The sequence below is a fragment of the Floridaenema aerugineum BLCC-F46 genome, from assembly GCF_041929345.1.
Classification (GTDB): Bacteria; Cyanobacteriota; Cyanobacteriia; order Cyanobacteriales; family Aerosakkonemataceae; genus Floridanema; species Floridanema aerugineum.
On sequence record NZ_JBHFNQ010000056.1, the window covers coordinates 22,254 to 42,701 of the forward strand.

The following is a 20,448-nucleotide window of genomic DNA, read 5'->3' on the forward strand; positions in this document are numbered from 1 at the left end:
TTCCTTCTTTCAGGGACTTGAAGGAGCCATCAGGAAAATTTGTTTAAGTAGTTTAAGAAAGAAAATTAACTAGCGATCGCCTTTCATCTGGGAATAGCAAATCCGACGATTTTTCAGGTATGGGAAGATTTTTGGCTCAAAATCAACAGGCAAATTTGCCGCTCGCATTTAGTAGAATCCTGTAGCTTTTGATCTAAATGCTCAAGGATTAACTATATAAACTAGTGAATTCGCGGTTGACAAATTTTGATAACTATTGTTTAATCAGTGAAATTACTGACCTGTTACCTTTAGACATCTCCAACAAACCTTGTAGAGACGTTGCATGCAACGTCTCTACAAGGTTTGTTGGTAATGCACCTTTAATTTCTGGAGATGTCTTTTCATGAGCCGAGATTGACAAATAACCGACAACAAAGCACAAATGACATGGAAACTTATTAGCGACAAATAACTAAGGATGAAAGCACAGGTCTTTAGAGGGGTCAATCAACTAAGCTACGAAGAAGTGCCAGTACCGACATTAGCAGCGGATGAGGTATTGGTGCAGGTGCGGGTAGTGGGTTTGTGTCAATCGGATATTAAAAAGATTCTTTATCCGCTTTATCAACCACCGCGCATTTTTGGACATGAGACTGCGGGAGTAATTTCTGCGGTGGGAGAGGCGGTAACAGACTGGCAAGTGGGACAACGGGTGGTGGTGATGCACCATATCCCTTGTATGCGTTGCGAGTATTGCTTAAACGAAAATTTCTCGATGTGTGAGGTTTACAAAAACATCACTACAACGGCGGGTTTTGCGCCTAGTGGTGGGGGTTTTGCGGAATATGTGAAGGTTCCGGGACATATTGTTCGCAGTGGTGGGTTAATTCCGATTCCTGATGATGTAAGTTTTGAGCAAGCGAGTTTTGTGGAACCAACTAACTGCTGTTTAAAGGCGGTGAAAAAGGCGCAAGTTAAACCGGGTGAGACGGTGCTGATTACTGGTGCAGGGCCGATCGGGTTAATGTTTATTATGTTGGTAAAATATTTTGGGGGGAGAGCGATCGCCACTGACCTGTTACCCTCCCGGATTGAAAAAGCTTTAGCTGTGGGTGCAGAGGCGGCTTTTGATGCTCGCGATCGAGATTTACCCCAGAAAATTCAAGCTTTAACTAATGGTTTGGGAGTTAATACTACTTTATTAGCCGTTCCCAGCGATAAGGCTTTCTTCCAAGCGTTAGATTGTACTCGCAAAGGTGGAAAGATCCTGTTTTTTGCTGAGTTTCCCGATGAGTTAGAAATTCCGATTAACCCGAATATCTTGTATCGTCGGGAAATTGATTTGATGGGTAGCTACAGTTCGTCTTTTAGATTGCAATCTCTGGCTACTGACATTGTATTTAATCGGCGAATTGATGTGGATGCGTTGGTGAGCGATCGCTATCCTCTCCAAGAGTTACCCCAAGCCGTAGCTAAAGCCGTTTCCCCAACTCCAGAGACTTACAAGATTCTTATCTATCCCTAAGCATAACTATTCGTAGGGTGCGTCAGAACTCTCACACCTGATATTGTCGATCGGATCTAGAGTCTGACGCACCCTACAACTTGATTCAACTCAAAACTCAACACTTACCCAGTCCCCAGTCTCTAATCTTAAAAATATCCTTAGATTTATGAAGATTTACTAAGTTAAAAAACGATATATTTATAATCGTGAAAATTTAGTAAATTCCGCTAGTAAGTATAGTGAAACAATATATAAAGATAATGCAAAACTGCAAGATTTAAACTTTTAATTGCTGATTTTAACTGAAAAATAAATCTAAGATTAAAGGAAGGCTGGAGTAGCAATTTAAGTATGTAAAAAACTAAAGTGCTACCCCAAGGTATGATTGCAGAACTGGAGAATAAAATGGGTATCGCCACTATTAACCCAGCAACAGGAGAATTAGTCAAGTCCTTTGAGGCGCTAACGGATGCGGAGATTGAATCTAAGCTGGCACAGGCGCAACAGGCATTTGAGAGTTACCGTCAAACGTCGATGAGTCAAAGGGCGCAATGGCTAATTAAAGCGGGGGAAATTTTAGAGCGCGATCGCGAACGGTTTGGTAAAATTCTCACCTTAGAAATGGGGAAACCGTTAAAAGCAGCGATCGCAGAAGTCGAAAAATGCGCTTCGGTATGTCGTTATTATGGGGAAAATGCGGCTCAGTTTTTGGCAGATGTTCCTGTAACCACCGATGCTAGTAAAAGCTTTGTCCGTTATCAACCATTGGGAGTTATTTTGGCAGTAATGCCTTGGAACTTTCCCTTTTGGCAAGTGTTCCGCTTTGCTGCACCTGCGTTAATGGCGGGAAATGTGGGAATTTTAAAACACGCTTCTAATGTACCGCAATCAGCTTTAGCAATTGAGGAAATAATTCAAGCTGCGGGTTTTCCTGATGGGGTGTTTCAAACCTTATTAATAGGTGCAGATAAAGTTGCCCCAATTGTAGCAGATGAAAGAGTCAAAGCGGCAACTTTAACCGGAAGTGAAGGGGCAGGAATTAGTTTAGCAGCGGCAGCTGCGAAAGATATCAAAAAAACGGTTTTGGAATTGGGAGGAAGCGATCCGTTTATTGTTTTGGAAAGTGCGGATATTGAAGCAGCAGCGACTACCGCAGTTACAGCGAGAATGATTAACAATGGTCAATCTTGTATTGCGGCGAAACGGTTTATTGTCGCGGAAGCAGTCGCCGATAAGTTTGAAAAGTTAATGGTAGAGAAATTCCAAGCTTTAAAAGTAGGCGATCCGATGTTACCAGATACAGACGTTGGCCCTTTGGCAACTCCGTCAATTGTGCAAGAATTGGATGATTTAGTGGAAAAATGTGTCCAATTTGGCGGAAAAGTTTTAACAGGTGGGCATTCTTTTAGCGATCGACCAGGGAATTACTTTCCTCCCACTATTTTGAGCGAATTGTCTCCCGGATCGCCAGCAGACAAAGAGGAATTTTTTGGCCCGGTGGCACTATTATTCCGAGTCAAAGATATTGACGAAGCTATTAGAAAAGCAAATGACATACCCTTTGGACTAGGGGCTAGTGCTTGGACTACAGTAGAAGAAGAACGCGATCGCCTGATTTCAGAAATTGAAGCAGGTGCCGTATTCATCAATGGCTTAGTGAAATCTGACCCGCGTCTACCTTTTGGGGGTATCAAGCGTTCCGGCTACGGCAGAGAACTAGGCATCCAAGGCATTCATGAATTTGTCAACGTTAAAACCGTTTGGGTCAAATAAAACTCACATCTTGCAGCATTAAGAGGTAGAACCTCCAGCAATCTCGTTCCCGGGTTTAATCGGGGAACGAAAAATAGAGGCTCTGCCTCTTGCTGCCAGATCTAAACTATCAGTCTAATTACCAATTACTATCAACCAAGGAGTCAAAAACCAGAATGAATACCGCCGATTTATTGGTTAAATGTTTGGAAAATGAAGGTGTTAAATATATCTTTGGTTTACCAGGAGAAGAAAACCTCCATGTTTTAGAGGCAATCAGAAATTCCAGTATCCAATTTATCACCGTCCGTCACGAACAAGGTGCCGCTTTTATGGCTGATGTTTATGGACGTTTGACAGGACACGCTGGAGTTTGTCTTTCGACTTTAGGCCCTGGTGCAACTAATTTAATGACAGGTGTGGCTGATGCTAATCTAGACCGTGCCCCGCTAGTAGCAATTACGGGACAAGTGGGGACTGATCGGATGCACAAAGAATCGCACCAATTTTTAGATTTAGTGGCAATGTTTTCGCCCGTAACTAAATGGAATGCCCAAATTGTTCGCCCTAGTATTGCCCCGGAAGTTGTCCGGAAAGCTTTTAAATTAGCGCAATCAGAAAAGCCTGGTGCAGTGCATATTGATGTGCCGGAAAATATTGCGGCAATGGAGGTGACAGGGGAACCTTTAAGTAAAGGAGATTTGGAGAAAACTTTTGCTTCTTTCCGCAGTATTAAACACGCATCAGAAGTAATTTCTCAAGCGAAAAATCCTTTGATTTTGGTGGGAAATGGGGCAATTCGCGATCGCGCTAGTGCTGCTGTAACTGAGTTTGCCACCCGATTAAATATCCCGGTTGCTAATACTTTTATGGGTAAAGGTGTGATTCCCTATACTCATCCTTTAGCATTGTGGGCGGTAGGTTTGCAACAGCGAGATTACATCAGTTGTGGTTTCGATCATGCTGATTTGGTAATTGCCATTGGTTACGATTTAATTGAGTATTCTCCGAAAAAGTGGAATCCTGATGGCAAAATTCCGATCGTTCACATTAATGCTACTCATGCGGAAATTGATAGCAGTTATATTCCCGAAGTGGAAGTAGTTGGGGATATTTCTGATTCGCTGGATGAAATTTTACAACGGGCCGATCGCACTGGTAAACCAGATCCATACACTTTGCAATTAAGAGATGACATTCGCGCAGATTACGAACGTTATGCTAATGATGATGGTTTTCCGATTAAACCGCAAAAATTGATTTATGATTTGCGGCAAGTAATGGGTGAAGAAGATATTGTAATTTCGGATGTCGGCGCACATAAAATGTGGATGGCAAGACATTATCATTGCGATCGCCCTAATACTTGTATCATTTCTAATGGTTTTGCGGCAATGGGGATTGCGATTCCGGGTGCGATCGCGGCAAAATTAGTGTATCCTGACAAGAAAATTGTTGCTGTCACAGGCGATGGCGGTTTCATGATGAATTGTCAAGAATTAGAAACTGCTTTGCGCGTTGGTACTCCTTTTGTAACTATCATTTTTAATGATGGTGGTTACGGTTTAATTGAGTGGAAACAGCAAAATCAATTAGGTCGATCGGCATTCATTAAATTTGGCAATCCTGATTTTGTCAAATTCGCTGAAAGCATGGGATTAAAAGGGTACAGAATTGAATCAACTGCTGATTTTATTCCAACTCTCAAAACTGCTTTAGAACAGGATGTCCCCGTAGTAATTGATTGTCCAGTTGACTATCGGGAAAATCTCCGCTTTACCCAAAAAGCAGGCGCTTTGAACTGTGTCATTTAATTCGTAGTGTTGGGTGTGTGATTAGGATTAAAATCTTACTAATCATGCACCTGAAAAACTGCTGATTTGGAAGAGAAACACTGAAGTGTTTACAACGAACTCTGAGGTTTGTTGTAAACACTTCAGTCGGTTTTTTCTGGAGTGAAACACTGAAGTGTTTACAACAGACCAGATTTATTATAGGTGCTTTTGGGCTATTATTAAGCAATGACTAATGATCAATGACCAATGACTAATAATGAAAATTGCTACTTGGAATGTTAACTCAGTTCGCACTCGCTTAGAACAAGTAACTAATTGGTTACAAGCAAATCCAGTTGATGTTTTATGCTTGCAAGAAACCAAAGTTGTAGATGATTTATTTCCTATAGCAGCTTTTGAAAGCTTAGGTTATCAAGCTTATATTTTTGGGCAAAAATCATACAATGGTGTAGCATTAATTAGTCGTCAACCTTTACAAGAAGTTAGCAAAGGTTTTGCGCCAATTTTAGGGGAAAATATGGTGGGAAATTTTGACGAACAAAAGCGAGTAATTACTGGTATAATTGGTGATATTCGTGTTGTTAATCTCTATGTTCCCAATGGTTCCGCAGTGGGTAGCGAGAAGTACGAATATAAGCTAAAATGGCTGATTGTATTGCGAGAATACTTACAAAATTTGTTACAGAAAACGCCTAATAATCTTTGTGTTTGTGGTGATTTTAATGTTGCTTTGGAAGATGTAGATATTCATAATCCCAAAGGTAGAGAAACTAAGATAATGGCGACAGATGTAGAGCGTCAATCGCTACAAACTGTATTAGAATTAGGATTAATTGATGTGTTTCGGAAATTTACTTCCGAAGGTGGACATTATAGTTGGTGGGATTATCGAACAGGTGGTTTTAAGCGTAATTGGGGCTGGCGAATTGACCATATTTATCTTACTCCTAGTTTGTGCGATCGCGCCACCAATTGCACAATTGATATCGAACCAAGAAAATTAACTCAACCCAGCGATCATACTCCCGTAATTGTTACCCTGGAATAGCTATGACTAGAACAGATACCGCTTGGCAAAATGCCGAATTAGCTCAAACTTTTCTCGAAGGAGTACGCGGAGGTATTCCCCTGGCAGCAGAGCAAATTAATTTGATACTGAAAATTATAAACTTAGCTTTGCCAAAAGTCGAAACTTTTTTAGATTTAGGCTGCGGCGATGGCGTTTTAGGGAGAGCAATTTTGGCTAAATACCCAACGGCTAAAGGGGTATTTTTGGATTTTTCCGAAACAATGTTAGCAGCAGCTAAAAGCAAACTGGGAAATAATCAAAATGCTGAGTTTATTTCTCAAGATTTTGGCGTTAAAGATTGGGTAAAGGCGGTAAAAAATCAAGGTGAATTTGATTTAATTGTTTCCGGTTTTGCGATTCATCACCAAACTGATGAACGAAAAAAGGAGATTTACCAAGAGATTTTTAGTTTACTAAAACCAGGCGGTTTATTCTTGAATTTAGAACATATCCTATCTCCTAGTCAATGGATAGAAACCGCTTTCTCTGAAGTTTTTATTGACTCGTTGTATGAGTTCCATCAACGTAATCAATCAGGGAAAAGCCGAGAAGAAATTGCTCAAGAATTTTACCACAGACCTGATAAAGTAGCGAACATATTAGCGCCTTTAGAAGTTCAGTGTGATTGGTTGAAAGAAATCGGGTTTATCAATGTTGATTGTTACTTTAAAGTTTTGGAGATAGCTTTGTTTGGAGGAATGAAAGCAACTCAATTGTCTATATAATTTAATGATACATTGAACCAAACAGAGGAAAATACTTGAATCTATGAAACGCGCTTTTCGTATTGCAACTGTTGTCATCAAAGAATGGATTTTGTTCAACTGGATTTCTCCTGCTTTGTCTCGGCTGCCAATACGAAAACTTGAGAAACTAAACCATCGATTAACTGATTGGGCTGAACTGGGCTTTTATCATCAAGCAAACGCATTACTTCCGCCTCCGAAGATGAATGAAAATCGGATAGTTTTTTTTGGAGATTCGATTACTGAATTTTGGGATTTAGCCAAATATTTCCCTGACAAACCTTACATTAATCGGGGGATTGCTGGGCAAACTACGCAGCAAATGTTAATTCGTTTTCGCCCCGATGTGATTGCGCTTAAACCAAAAGTGGTGGTGATTTTAGCCGGAATAAATGATATCGCAGGTAACACAGGTTTGGTGACATTGGCGATGATTGAGGATAATTATGCTTCAATAGCAGAACTCGCGCAAACTAACCAAATTCAAGTTATTTTTGCTTCAGTTTTACCGATTAATGACTATAGTTCGATCGCGCGATCGCAAACACATCTACCCACTAAAATTCGCGCCCTCAATGATTGGCTACAACGCTACTGTCTAGAACACAATCACATTTACCTCGATTATTACAGCCAAATGCTCGATCGACAGGGAATGCTAAGGGCAAATCTAGCAGATGATGGCTTACATCCTAACACTAAAGGATATGAAATTATGGCTCCACTGGCTGAATCTGCAATAGAACAAGCACTTGATCTAGATCCCCGACTTCTTGAAGAAGTCGGGGATCTGGGCATATCATTTTAACAGTATAGATCGCTACTTTAAAACTAGCCTATGTATAGCGAATTGAAGCAAGTATTTTTGATTAGCTGTGTACTAATAAGTACAGCAATTAGCCAACCGCCATCCCTTGCCCAAACGGAACAAGTAAGTACAAATAATGCTGACAAAATAAGAATTCGTTTTATCTTAGCAAATCCAGATCCGCCAGATAGGGGAACTCCGCGAACTAATCAAGGAACTGGTAGTCGGGGAAATTGTTTATACAAACAAAACAGTCCTCCACTAACGGCTTTAGTAGGTGCTAACAATTTGGAGTTAACTACTAAAGAACGCCCTACTTTTTGGGTTTATATACCCTATACTTCAGAAGAAGCACCTAGCGGGGAGTTTTCCTTGCAGGATGGGGATGAAGATGTATATCGAACTCGCTTTCAATTAACAGCTACCCCAGGAATTGTGAGCGTCACTCTGCCACCAGCAGTAAAACCTCTGGAAGTGGGAAAAACTTACCGCTGGTACTTTGAAATTAATTGTCCTAACACCCAAAGAACCGCTAGATCTGCTCCTGCTTCTGTGACTGGAGTAGTGCGACGGATTTCACCTTCTAGCAATCTGGAAAATGCCTTAAAATCTGCACAAAATCCTTTAGAAAAAATTGCGGCTTATGCACAAAATAGTGTCTGGTATGATGCTTTAACTGAATTAGCTCAACTGCGATTAAATCAATCCCAAAATGCTGAAATTGAGAGAATTTGGGTTGAGTTGTTAAGCGATCGCAATATCGGTTTACAAAGTTTGGCAAAAGAACCGATCGCTGGCAATGTTACAACCAATTCCCGACAAGAGTAAAAGCCGCCCAATGATAAGGGCGATCGTAATCTGTATCAGAGTACTTGGTTAAAAAAGCAATTTGGCTATTTCGCAAAGCCGAAGCTTTGCTAATTTGTGGGTTATTTAATTGTTGGTAAAACAAAGCCATAAATTCAGCTGTAGAAGCATCATTAACCTGCCATAATGTGGCTAAAGTACTACTTGCTCCGGCTCTAATTGCAATTCCCGCTAATCCTAAAGCCGCTCGTTTATCACCTGCGGCTGTTTCACAAGCGCTGAGAATAAGCAAATCAAGAGAATTTGGTTCATTTGACTTTTTTAGTCGCAGTAAATTATCGAAATCTTTAACTTTAATCCGCTTGTTCCAATCTAAAAGAAAAGTATCTTCTGGATTGGAACTAAATTTGCCGTGAGTGGCAATATGTACTAAGTTAAAGGGAGCAGAATTAATTACACTCTCAATTTTTTCTTGTTGGAAATTTTGATTTTCTAACTTCTCACTTTCCCTGATTTGTTCTCTGATTGTAGCTAATTCTATAGTTACGTTATCTATGGGGCTAAGTCCTTCTGCCTGAAAACTAGGGGCATTAGAAGCTCCGGCAATAATTGCTTTGAGATTTGTTCTAGATAAAGGTCTGGGATTAATTAATTGTAACCCAGGAGTAACAGCTACAGCATATTTTTCGATTAAATATTGTTCACCATCAAAAAGAACAGCAGGGGGAATATTTCTTAATGAGCCATCTAAGACAAATACTAAAGTTTTGATTGATTTTTGATTAGCAGTATTTTCTAAGTCAGTTACCAAAGGTTTAACTAACCAATCATAAATTTGTTGGGAATCTTTTTTAATTTTACTCAAGCTGGTACTGCGTTTAGTTAGAGAAGTGAGCAGTTGTTCCACTGCATTATCCACTTGAATTTCAGATATATTTGTGCTGTAGTGCCGTAAGTTGTCTCTTCCGGGCAATTTAACAATAATTTCTAACCTTTCTTTGAGAATAATTGGATAAATAATTGCCGCTTGTCGATCTAATTCATCAATATTTACTGGTTCTGCTGTAGCACAAGCATCTCGAAAGAAGTTGTTAATTTCGGCTAATTGAAGCGCTTCCATTACATTGCGAGATTTAATTAGATTATCAATACTTGGATTGGGAGAAAGTAAAAGTAAACTGGCTAATTCTCGATAAACTGGTTCAATGTTTTCTCGGAAAGAGAACTGAATTTCGGGATTGAGAGAAACTAAGTCGCTGCGTAAATTGTTTAAGGTGTTAAAGGCTTCTGTATAGTAAGAAATCGCTTCTTTATTTGGAGCATTTTGGTTAAAGCTACTTTGAAATAAACGCCCTAGTTGCCATTGCCATTGATAAGTAATATCTGGAGCGTTAATCTGTTGGGCGAGTAGTAATGCTGTTTGAGTAAAGTTTTTGGCTTTTGCCCAATTTTGCTCTTTTTCGGATAGTTTACCCAAGGTTCCCAAAACGTAGGATTGAGCTTTTTTGTCTGATAATTTATCGGATTGTTTTTCGGCAGTTTCTAAGATTGTTTCAATAGATTGGGAGTTGACTAAAGTTGCAAATTCATTTTTTATTTTTAACCAGTTTTCTGCTAAGTTGACAGCAGCATAAATTGATTCTCGGCTAGGAGGTAAGCTGTTAATTTGAGAGAAAATTTGAGATAATAATGGTTGCAGATTAGATGTTTGATTGGTTTCGATCAGTAAACTTAGTTGATTAAGTTTTGCTTGGATTTGGGTGAGAGGTAAAGTTGCGATCGCACCAACTTTTTCATACTTCTCTAACGCAGCTTGAATATATTTTTGAGCAGTTTCAATATCTTTTAAATTTTCGGCTCTTTTGGCTAAAGTTCGTTCAGTATTTGCTAAACTGAGTAAGGTTTCGCTTTGGGCTTGAGTGGAGTTAGGTAGGTTTTGGGCGATCGCCAAACTTAAACCCAAAATTCTCTGAGATTCATCAAGAGATCCTCCCAATCGTAGCACCTTTCCCAAATTACGTAAACCAGTCGCTTTCAGAAAAGAATCGGGTTGTGCTTTTAGGGTTTTTTCAATTTCCGCAAACAGTTTTTCTGCACGTCTATGCAATCCCAAAGCTTGCATCGCTTCCGCTTGATTAATTTGGCTACCCAGTACCCCCATTTCATCACCAACTTTGGCATATAAAACCGTCGATTTCTGCCAAGTTTCTAAAGCACTTTCAGCTTTTCCTGTAGCTAATAACAAACGTCCTTGAGCATTCAAAACTTGAGCCTGAACTTGTTCGTTTTTGTCGCTTGTTGAGTTTAATAATGCAAGACTTTTCTCGATCGCATTGGTAGCGGATTGCCAATCTCCTAATTTTTGATAACTTAAAGCCAGCCAGCTTAAAGTTTGTGCTTGTTTGATTTTATCCCCATTCCGTTCATAAATTTGGGCAGCTTGTTGTAAGTTGCGTACTGCTTCCGAAAATTGCCCTGCATCATAATGATTTTTGCCAGCTTGCACCAAGGTTAAAGTTGAATTCTTAGCCACAGTTAGTTGAGCTTTTGCAGGAAAACCATGATGAATACTTAGGCTCAAAATTAATCCGAAAACTGCCAAAATAACTAATCGTAAAAACCGTTTCATATTTCACTTTTCCTATGGCAATTTAGAAGAGTAATCTTTAGTTGTTGCTGGGCAATTGGGAGACTTCAACCAACTGCCTTGAGGCGTTACAGAAGTAGTTTGTGCTGTCAAAACTATATTCCCTTTAACATCTTTGTACCATCCTTGGGCTTCGACAATTGTTTCTAGTTTTTGATTGGTACTTTCTAAATTTTTACTAGTATTTGAATTTAATTCTCTGGGAATTTGACTATCGGATGTAATCCGCCAATCTTCCCAAATACTATCAGCATTAAGGGCTTCATTTGGGGGAGTTGGTAAACCACCACGCCCAGTAACTATAAATGTACTTTGTGCTTGTTGAGGAGTACAACTTTTGTCTACTAAAAGACTCGGATCGATCAAAGTTTCGGGTAATTCAACTAATCCAGAATTGGGATCGATATCAGGGGTGTTAATGGCGATCGTACCCTGTAAATTTGGCCCTTCGCGTTGGGAAAAAGCAGTAATATCGCTAGAAGCAAGTCGGCTGGGATCTAAAACGGTATCTGAACCTAAAAGTTGCTGTAATTGCTCTCTAGTGCGAGTTTCTGTACCAAAAATACCTAGAGTTTCAATTTGAATTTTACCTCCTTTTGCATCCTCAGCATTAGCAGTAATATCACTATTTTCTAAACCGATTAATACACCGGAATTAATATTAATGTTACCACCGGGTATTTCAATTCCGGTAGCATTAGTAGTAATGTTGCTACCTCGGCGCAATATTAAAGTTGTAGAATTCAAATTAATTTCACCTCCGCCTCCTGAAGTATCAGCTTTTAAGTTTGCTTGATTATCTAAAAGAACTGAATTAGCTTTAACATTAATTGAACCTGCTTTTCCCTGACTAAAACTACTTACAGTTATTCTACCTCCATCCCTGACAATCAATCGTCCAGTTTCAATATTGATGTTTCCAGCAGTTCCTTTCCTAATAATTTTTGAGTTATTGGGCAACCTAAATCCGCTAGATGCACCCAATTCACTAGGAGTTAAATCTTCAGATGATTTTCCCTTAATTTCTATAGAATTTGCTTTTATAGTTAAATTTCCTCCCGCACCATCGCTTTTAGTTTCAGCTATTATTTGTCCTCCGTTTTTGACTAGCAAATTTCTAGTTTGGATTGTTAAATTTCCAGCCGATCCTTTGGTGCTAGTAGAAGTTAATAATTTAGATTGACCTTCTAATACTACTTCTTGTGAAGCATTGATTGTTAAATTACCCGCTTTACCGGGAACAGAAGGATCGCCTGTAGATGAAGCTGTTGTTGTGATTATTGCAAATTTATCTAATGCTTGAATCAACAATTTACCAGTGTTAATAGTGATATTTCCGCCTTGTGCTTCAGTGGGAAATGTTGAAGGATTATTAGCGATCGTTTGAGAAGAGATTTTAGTTGAACCAATTAATTCCACAGATTTTGAAGCATCAATTTGGATATTTCCCCCTTGCCGATCTATATTCAAAGTTGATATAGCAGTGGGTTCATCTCCTCCTATAAGAGTCAGCTTTCCTGTTTGGATACGGATGTTTCCTCCACTGTTACGATTGTCACCTAGAGTGCTTTCTTTTAATTGCACTGACTCTAAAGCATTAATAATTAAATCTCCTGTTTTACCATCCGAACTACCACCAAGGATAACTGCAATTCTAGATTTATCGACAATATTTACAGATTCAGAGGCATTAATAATAATAAATTCTCCTGGTTTATCTGTGGAAAATTCGATCGCTGAATCAGAAAGTTCAATTTGCTTACCCGTAACTCGAATAACGCCAGTTTCCTTACTACTTAAGTTGTTATCAACTCTAATTTTTGCTTGATTCAGAAATACATTTGCTAAAGCTACATTAGGAAAATTTAAGCGCAGATTATTATCATCGAAACTTAAACCAACTGTTGCTGATTCTGCTACTCCTCCCAATTCAATCCTGCCATTTATAGCTTTTAAATTACCGCCATCTAATGTGACGTTACCGCCGATTAATGCTAAACTTTCCTCGATTCGCACGCGGAAACCATTGTTACGAATACCAGTTAACTGATTAACTACTTCTCCTGTAGATTGATGGATAATTTCCCCTGGATTGTTACTAAATTGTAAACCTGTTGGGATGCTAATTGATAGGGAAGGCGTGGTTTGAGTAGCAGTTGCACTAAACTCTTTACCATCAGCAAATAAAAACTTGGTTGCTGTAGTTGCCAAAAATGAACCGCCAATATTCAGCGAGGCATTTTTCCCAAAGATAATTCCGTTGGGATTGAGTAGAAATAAATTAGCGGTTCCATTGGTTTGAATCGCACCATCAATGTTAGAAATTGAATTACCTGTTACTCTAGTGAAAATGTTTTGAATATCTAAATTGTTGTTAAAATAAGCGGTGTTATCTCTGGATAAGGAAAACTGTTCAAAGCTGTGAAATAGGTTATTTCCTACTTGTGTTCCTCCCTCAATTAAGGTGGCATTGAAACCTGCTTTTACGGTGGAGTCGATCGGGAGAGTGCGATCGGGAATAATTCCTGTTTCTATTACCTCTGGCAAAGGTTCTACAGTATTGATAGTCAATTTTCCGGCAAAACCTTGTCCGTAGCTTTGGGTGGCGATCGCAGTTCCTTCTAAACGCCGAGTTTCAATTGTTAAATTCCCTCCATTCCCTGTAGATTCGGGTTCAGTTAAAGCAAAAATCCCGCCTCCTTCACTCACTTTTACAGAGTCAGTTGCCTTAATAATTATATTTCCTGCATCTGTCCTACCAAAAGTAGAAGTAAGAACTTTTCCTCCGTTTTTTACAGTTAATTGTCTAGTTGTAATCGTTAAATTTCCCCCAATAATCTCACCAGAAGTATTAGTTGATAATCTGCTAAAATTATTGTCTTCACCTAAACCGTTTACTTCAACAAAATTGGAAGCATTTACGGTTAAAGTGCCGCCTAAACTAGCAGATACAGTTGCTCCATCACGAATAATTAGGCTTCCGGTTGCGATCGTCAAACTTCCCACAACTTGCTCATCAACATTAGCAGAACCAACAATACTTTTGCCGCTAATTTCCACTGATTCTGAAGCATTTAAAGTTAAATATTTTTGATAGCGAATCTGTGAAGAATCGAGAGAGTCAGGACTATTTTTAAGTATAATTTGTCTACCTTGTAACTGGATATTTTCGCCAAATACCGAAGAATTTAAACTTGGCGATAATAATTGGATATCTTGAAAGTTTTGCACATTTTCATAACTTAAAGCAAAACCTTGGTCGATCGCATTTAAACCAACCAAACTTGAGTCACCAACGCTACCCAACTCAACGCGCCCATTTAGTACCGTCAAACCTCCATCTTCCAACGTTATCCCATTTCCCACTAACGCTAAAGTTTTGCCCGGTTGTACCGACAACCCAGGAAAAATTAAAGCATCATTTCTTGGCGTTTGCGATCGATTAACAATACTTCCCGCATTAGTTCCAAATTGTAAACCTATCGGCACACTAACAGTTAGTAAAGGTGAAGATTGCGGGTTTTTAGCACTCCAAAAACTGCCATCTGCAAACCTTAAACCACTCGCAGTAGAAGCTATAAACGAACCACCAATATTTAAACTAGCATGAGGGCAAAAAATAATTCCATTCGGATTAAGTAAAAATAAATTAGCAACACCATTAGCCCGAATCAACCCATCAATATTAGAAATTGTACCCCCTGTAACTCGACTCAAAATATTTTGCACATCCACAGCATTGTTAAAAAACACTTTCCCACCAGTGGGCACAGAAAATTCGCTAAAACTATGGAATAAATTGCCACCCGCCCTCGTTCCTCCTTCAATTATGCTGGTATTACCCTGTTGGATAACTAAAGAATTATTCGGCAAAGTGGCATCTGGAATAACTTGTGCCATTGTTGGCATTGAAGTTATCAGATAAAGTAATGTATTGCTACTAAAAATCCTAATTACAAGAAGGTAGTTGTTCATAGATTTATTTCATAAATTTAATATTTTTCTTTATATCATAAAGAGTGGTTTTCTATCAAATTTTTATACTTTTTTCTGAACTTCCTGTAACTTTCTGTAACTTTATCTATCGACAGAAAGTAGACGATAAATCAAACTAAATATCAGACAAATCCCGAACTAGTTTTTAGTTCAAGGTGGGCAAAAGGGAGAATTCAACCAATTTCCGTGAGGCGTTATTGAACTTGCTTGTGCTGTTAATATAATATTACCATTGCCATCTTTGTACCATGCTTGGGCTTCGACAATTGTTTCGGGTTTTGGCTTGATACTTTCAGGATGGTTTCTATTAGTTAAATTTAATTCCCTGATTTTGGGATTATCAGAACTAATCCGCCAATCTTCCCAAATACTCTCAGCATTGAGGGCTTCATTCGGGGGAATAGGTAAGCCGCCACGCCCCGTAATTATAAATGTACTTTGTTGTTGTTGAGGAGAACAACGTCGATCGACTAAACGAGTAGTATCTACCACATTTTCGGGTAATTGAATTAATCCCGAACTGGGGTCAACTATTGAGGTGTTAATTTGCACTATTCCTCTTAATTCCTCTGTGCCACCACTAGCAGTAATGTCACTTTCTGAGGTAGGTGTCAGCCGAGATTGAGTGCCAAAAATTCCTAGCGCATTAATGTTAACTTTTCCTCCTTTAAATTCTTGAGAATTAGCATTGATATCGCTATTTTCTAAGGCGACTAAAATGCCATTTTTTAGGTCAAGAGTGATATTGCCACCTTCGATCGCACTCCCAGTAGCATTAGTAGTAATTCGGCTACCTTGACGCATTAATAAAAAAGGAGAATTTACAGTAATATTACCTTGCCCAGCTTTAGTATCAGCATTGAGAGAAGCTTGATTTTCCAATCTGATAAAATCCGCATCAATGAAAAGGTTTCCCGCTGCTCCTCTCCCATCACTAAACACCGAAATTTTGCCTCCATCGCTGACAATTAATTGCCCAGTTCTGATCCTAATATTGCCTCCCGAACCTGTGGAATTAGAACCTGTAGCATTAGCAAATAAGCCGCTACTTAATCCGCTATTAATTATCGATCGACCAATTCCAGAGATAGTAATAAAATCAGCAACAATATCGATATTTCCGGCATTTGTATTTCTAGCGGTACTGGCATTCACTTGAGCACCATCGGTTAAAAAAAGCGATCGCGCTTTAATATTAATATTGCCTGCTCTAGCTGTCCTATCAAGAGCAAAGTTAGTTAAAAGGCTGTCGGAAATACTAACAGAATCAAGAGCGTTAATGTTAATTGTTCCGAAAGCTCCATCGCCTAGCCCAAAGGAACTGATTTGAGAGCGATTAGTGATAGAAATTGACCGAGCTTGAATGTTAATTTCACTGGGCACTTTTCCCGAAGTATTGCTGACCATAAAACCGAAATCTATAAATATACGATCTTTAGCTTGTAAAGATATCTTGGCAGTTCCCCCTTCTCTAAAATTATTGACTTGCAATGCAGAGTCAATCAAGGAAATCGATCGAGCTTGCATATTAATAACACCATCAATCCCATCTGCAATCAGAAAAATAGGTGATAATGAGATGGATTCTGTAGCGTTAAACGTAACCTCTCCGGCTTTTCTGTTCCTAGATAAAGGATTGCGTAAAGTTTCGACAAAAACTATGCCTGTGACGAAATTTATATTCCGAGCATTGATGGCTATTTTACTCGGAGGTTGCATCAAATCAGTATTATTAAAATCAGGTACTACCGAAAGACGAGCCATATCGATCAGCGAGACATCTGAGCGTGCTACACCTTCTGGAAAATCCAAGTTTAAACGATCGCCAACTAAACTCAATCCAACTGTTCCCACATTAGATAAACCTCCCAATTCAATTTGACCTCCCGGTGCTTGTAAAACCCCACCATTAAGCATTACATTACCACCCACAAGTGCTAAACTTTTTCTCGATCGCACTTGCAAACCATTGTTATTAATATCCCTAGCTTGATTGACAATATTGCCTGGGTTACTCGCAAATTGTAAGCCGATCGGTACACTAATAGTTAGTAGCGTTGTTGATTGCGGATTAGTTGCACTAAAAAAAGTGCTATCCGTAAAATTTATGCTGTTAGCTGTACTTGCTAGAAACGACCCACCAATGTTTAATCTTGCCTGAGAGCCAAAAATAATTCCATTGGGATTAATTAAAAATAAATTAGCTGTACCATTGGCTCTAATTAATCCATCAATATTACAAATTGAGCTACCTGTTACCCGACTAAAAATATTTTGAATATCGGTTGCATTGTTAAAAAAAGCTTCGCCGTTTGTAGGAATGGAAAACTCGCGAAAGCTGTGGAACAAATTTCCACCTACTTGTGTTCCTCCCTTAATTATGCTGATATTTCCCTCTTGGGTAACTAAGGAATTGCTTGGTAAAGTGGTATCTGGGACAATTTGTGCGATCGCCGGAGTACAAGCAATTAAATAGAACACAGAAAATCCCAACTGCTGCGCCTTCATTAAATCAAACCCCAATAAAAGCTGCTATTTGTCGTCTTTAATGCAGTATATTGCAGGTTGTGATTCAGGCTAAATAATATTGCCTTGCGATCGCTTCACATTTAAACCATCAGCAACCATAGTTAACAAAGAGAATACAGATACAGGTTCGGAAATAGACTTAAGTCTGGGGTTAGCAAGGAAAAATCCTTTAGTGCCATTTTCTAATTCGGCATAAAAAGCGATCTGACCCAAATTATTTAACCCTTTACCAGAAAAGCTTAGTTTTTTAACTTTAGAACCAAGCAGATCGTCGCCAACAGCTATTACTTTATCAGTTTCCGGGTTTGAGCCAGTGAAAATACCTTGATAAGAATTATCATCACTAAAGCTTTGTTCGGCAAAGAATGCTACAGTACCTTGGTTATTAATTGCTGGGTTAGAAAGGCTAAAATCTTGAAAATAACTGCCTTCATTGTTGTTAGCAATTTCAATTATCTCGTTACCGTCATAAAGAAAAATGCCTTCGTTTCCTGAAGCTAAGTCAGCACAAAAAACTACCTTACCTTCATCATTAATTGCCAAATTAGTGAAACGATCAAACTTGTCGATGTTATCTGCGATCGGATCGATCGAATCATTAATATACAAAGCAGAATAACCAGGCAGAAAATCAACAAATTCCCAATATGTAAAGGCAACTGTACCAGGATTATTAATAGCAACCCTGGTAATCATGGGGTCGTAAATACTGAAATAATCTTTTGCGGGTAACTCAGCAATCTGTTTAGTATAGCCGCCGTTAGATTTGAATATGCCTCGGTTTCCTGTGTCCAATTCAGCTACAAAAACCACAGTACCATTATCATTAATTGCCACAGATGATGGGAAACAGAAGAAGGAAGTTTTACTATCAGCAATAGGCGTAAAAGATTCACCGTTGAAAGTGAGAATAGCTTCTCCTCCCCGCTCCAATTCCCCATAGACAGCTACAGTATCCTGGTTATTGATGATAGGATCACCTGCTACTAGGAAAAATTTAGCCCCTGAAGAAGTGCGATCGGCAAGAAGATTTCGCGAGCCATTATTGGCAGTGTAAAGAGCTTTTGAGGAGTCTTGGTAATAAACCCAGAAGGCGATCGTGCCGCGATCGTTGAGTGAGGGTGCTGCTCCCAGTTCCTTAAACCAAGGATTTGAGCTTTCGCTAACAGTAATAGGAGTGAAAGAATATGTCAATGCCTCACCCATACCGATAAAATCTAAGGAGAGGCTCATAGATGTTGCTGTTGGCAATTCTGCAAGCTTACTCATAAACTTTTCGCTCCTTTTGAAACTAGATGTTGCTCTGGCGTTTACTTAGTTATTAAGTTTCCTGAATCGGCTTGATTAAGTAAATGGATAAAGTTACAGGAAAATTTGTGCGAGTTTCTGAAATTGCAGTCAGATTGTTACAGGAAGTTACATAAATTCCCAGCTATCCGTAGGGTGCGAAGCGTGATAACGCAACGCACCATTACTCTATATTTGACACTGCTATGCAGAAATACATTAAGCTTTCTTGTGTTGCGATCGCTTCAAGGTTAAACCATAAGCACCCATAGCCAACAAAGAGAATACAGATACAGGTTCGGGAACAGACTTAGGTGTGGGGTTAGCAAGGAAGAATCCTTTGCTGCCATTTTCTAATTCGGCATAAAAAGCGATTTGATTTAAATTATTTAGCCCTTTACTAGAAAAGCTCAGGTTTTTCACTTTAGAGCCAAGTAGCTCATCACCAACACCTATTACTTTGTCAGTTTGCGGGTTTGAGCCAGTGAAGATACCTTGATAAGAAGTACCATCATTAAGGTTCTGCTGGGCAAAGAATGCTACAGTGTCTTGATTATTGATCGCTGCATCATAAAAATTAAACCCTTTAAAATAACTGTTGTCATTGTTGTTGGCGAAGTCAATTATCTGCTCACCATCATAAAGAAAAATGCCTCCGTTTCCTGAATCTAAGGTAGCGAAAAAAGTTAACTTACCTTGATCGTTAAGTGCCGGACTACCGAAGAGCTCAAACTTGCCACTGTTATCGGCGACGACGGAATCATTGAGATATAAAGCAGAGTAGCCTAGCTCAAAATCGACATTTTGCCAGTATGTAAAGCCAATCGTACCTGAGCTATTAATAGCAACCCTTGGAGCGAAGGGATCGTAGAAACTGGAAGGGTTCCTGGAAGGTAACTCAGCTACCTGTTTAATAGTGCCTCCGTTAGATGTAAAAATGCCTCGATTTCCTGTGTCCAATTCAGCCCCAAAAGCTACAGTACCACTATCGTTAATTGCAACAGATGGTGGGAAGCTCAAGAAGGAACCATTACCATCAGCAATAGTCGTCAAAGATTGACCGTTGAAGCTAAGAATACCTCCTCCCCCATTATCCAAGTCTGCATAGACAGCTACTGTGCCCTGGTTATTGATCGCAGGTGTACCTGCTCCTCCTATAAAAAATTTAACTGGAGAGGAAGCGGTATCGGCAAGAAGATTTCGCGAACCATTATTGGCAGTGTAAAGACCTTCTGAAGAATCTTGGAAATAAACCCAGAAAGCTATTGTGCCATTATCATTAAGTGAGGGTGAAGTTACCGAATTCCTAAACCAAGGATTTGAGCTTTCGCTAACAGTAATAGGAGTGAAAGAATATGCCAACGCCTCACCTGTTCCGATGAAATTTAGGGAGAGACCAATAACTGTTGCTGCTGACAATTCTGCAAGTTTATTCATAAATATTTCGCTCCTGTTTAAACTAAGTATTTACTTATTCAGTTTCTTTAATCGACTTGATTAAGTCGATAGATAAAGTTACAGG

At 39.2% G+C, this 20,448-nt stretch carries 12 protein-coding genes; 7 read left to right on the top strand and 5 right to left on the bottom strand.

Features of this window, described 5'->3' with window-relative positions; all coding sequences use genetic code 11:
- Positions 1–460 precede the first annotated feature (460 nt).
- The 7 genes from ACE1CC_RS07115 (at position 461) to ACE1CC_RS07145 (ending at position 8,488) form a co-directional block, all read left to right on the top strand.
- Complete coding sequence (locus ACE1CC_RS07115) at positions 461–1,507, top strand: zinc-dependent dehydrogenase (protein WP_413269771.1); 1,047 nt, start codon at positions 461–463, stop codon at positions 1,505–1,507.
- Positions 1,508–1,894: 387 nt separating this feature from the next.
- Complete coding sequence (locus ACE1CC_RS07120; RefSeq protein WP_413269772.1) at positions 1,895–3,262, top strand: NAD-dependent succinate-semialdehyde dehydrogenase; 1,368 nt, start codon at positions 1,895–1,897, stop codon at positions 3,260–3,262.
- 89 nt (positions 3,263–3,351) lie between these two features.
- A complete protein-coding gene (locus ACE1CC_RS07125; protein WP_459563814.1) occupies positions 3,352–5,055 on the top strand; it encodes an acetolactate synthase large subunit in 1,704 nt (567 codons plus the stop codon).
- Between the two features lie 238 nt (positions 5,056–5,293).
- Entirely contained in the window at positions 5,294–6,085 is a 792-nt protein-coding gene (xth, locus tag ACE1CC_RS07130) for an exodeoxyribonuclease III (protein WP_413269774.1), read from the top strand.
- 2 nt (positions 6,086–6,087) lie between these two features.
- Entirely contained in the window at positions 6,088–6,831 is a 744-nt protein-coding gene (locus ACE1CC_RS07135; protein ID WP_413269775.1) for a class I SAM-dependent methyltransferase, read from the top strand.
- 43 nt (positions 6,832–6,874) lie between these two features.
- Positions 6,875–7,660, top strand: coding sequence for an SGNH/GDSL hydrolase family protein (locus tag ACE1CC_RS07140; protein WP_413269776.1), 786 nt, complete (start codon positions 6,875–6,877; stop codon positions 7,658–7,660).
- Positions 7,661–7,690: 30 nt separating this feature from the next.
- The gene (locus ACE1CC_RS07145) at positions 7,691–8,488 is read left to right on the top strand and encodes a DUF928 domain-containing protein (RefSeq protein ID WP_413269777.1); all 798 of its coding nucleotides are present in this window, start codon (positions 7,691–7,693) and stop codon (positions 8,486–8,488) included.
- Here ACE1CC_RS07145 and ACE1CC_RS07150 read toward each other — a convergent pair.
- The 5 genes from ACE1CC_RS07150 to ACE1CC_RS07170 all read right to left on the bottom strand — a co-directional run bounded on the left by ACE1CC_RS07150 (position 8,463) and on the right by ACE1CC_RS07170 (position 20,363).
- Positions 8,463–11,096: a CHAT domain-containing protein gene (locus tag ACE1CC_RS07150; RefSeq protein ID WP_413269778.1), complete on the bottom strand. Its 2,634-nt coding sequence runs from the start codon at positions 11,094–11,096 to the stop codon at positions 8,463–8,465. The two genes, ACE1CC_RS07145 and ACE1CC_RS07150, sit on opposite strands and share 26 nt — an antisense overlap.
- Before the next feature lie 12 nt (positions 11,097–11,108).
- Positions 11,109–15,089, bottom strand: coding sequence for a filamentous hemagglutinin N-terminal domain-containing protein (locus tag ACE1CC_RS07155; RefSeq protein WP_413269779.1), 3,981 nt, complete (start codon positions 15,087–15,089; stop codon positions 11,109–11,111).
- Positions 15,090–15,260: 171 nt separating this feature from the next.
- Positions 15,261–17,618, bottom strand: a complete 2,358-nt coding sequence (locus ACE1CC_RS07160) for a two-partner secretion domain-containing protein (protein WP_413269780.1) — start codon at positions 17,616–17,618, stop codon at positions 15,261–15,263.
- Positions 17,619–17,687: 69 nt separating this feature from the next.
- The gene (locus ACE1CC_RS07165) at positions 17,688–18,908 is read right to left on the bottom strand and encodes a DUF7453 family protein (RefSeq protein ID WP_413269781.1); all 1,221 of its coding nucleotides are present in this window, start codon (positions 18,906–18,908) and stop codon (positions 17,688–17,690) included.
- A 237-nt stretch (positions 18,909–19,145) separates the two neighbouring features.
- On the bottom strand, positions 19,146–20,363 hold the full coding sequence (locus ACE1CC_RS07170) for a DUF7453 family protein (RefSeq protein ID WP_413269782.1): 1,218 nt from the start codon (positions 20,361–20,363) through the stop codon (positions 19,146–19,148).
- Positions 20,364–20,448: the final 85 nt, after the last annotated feature.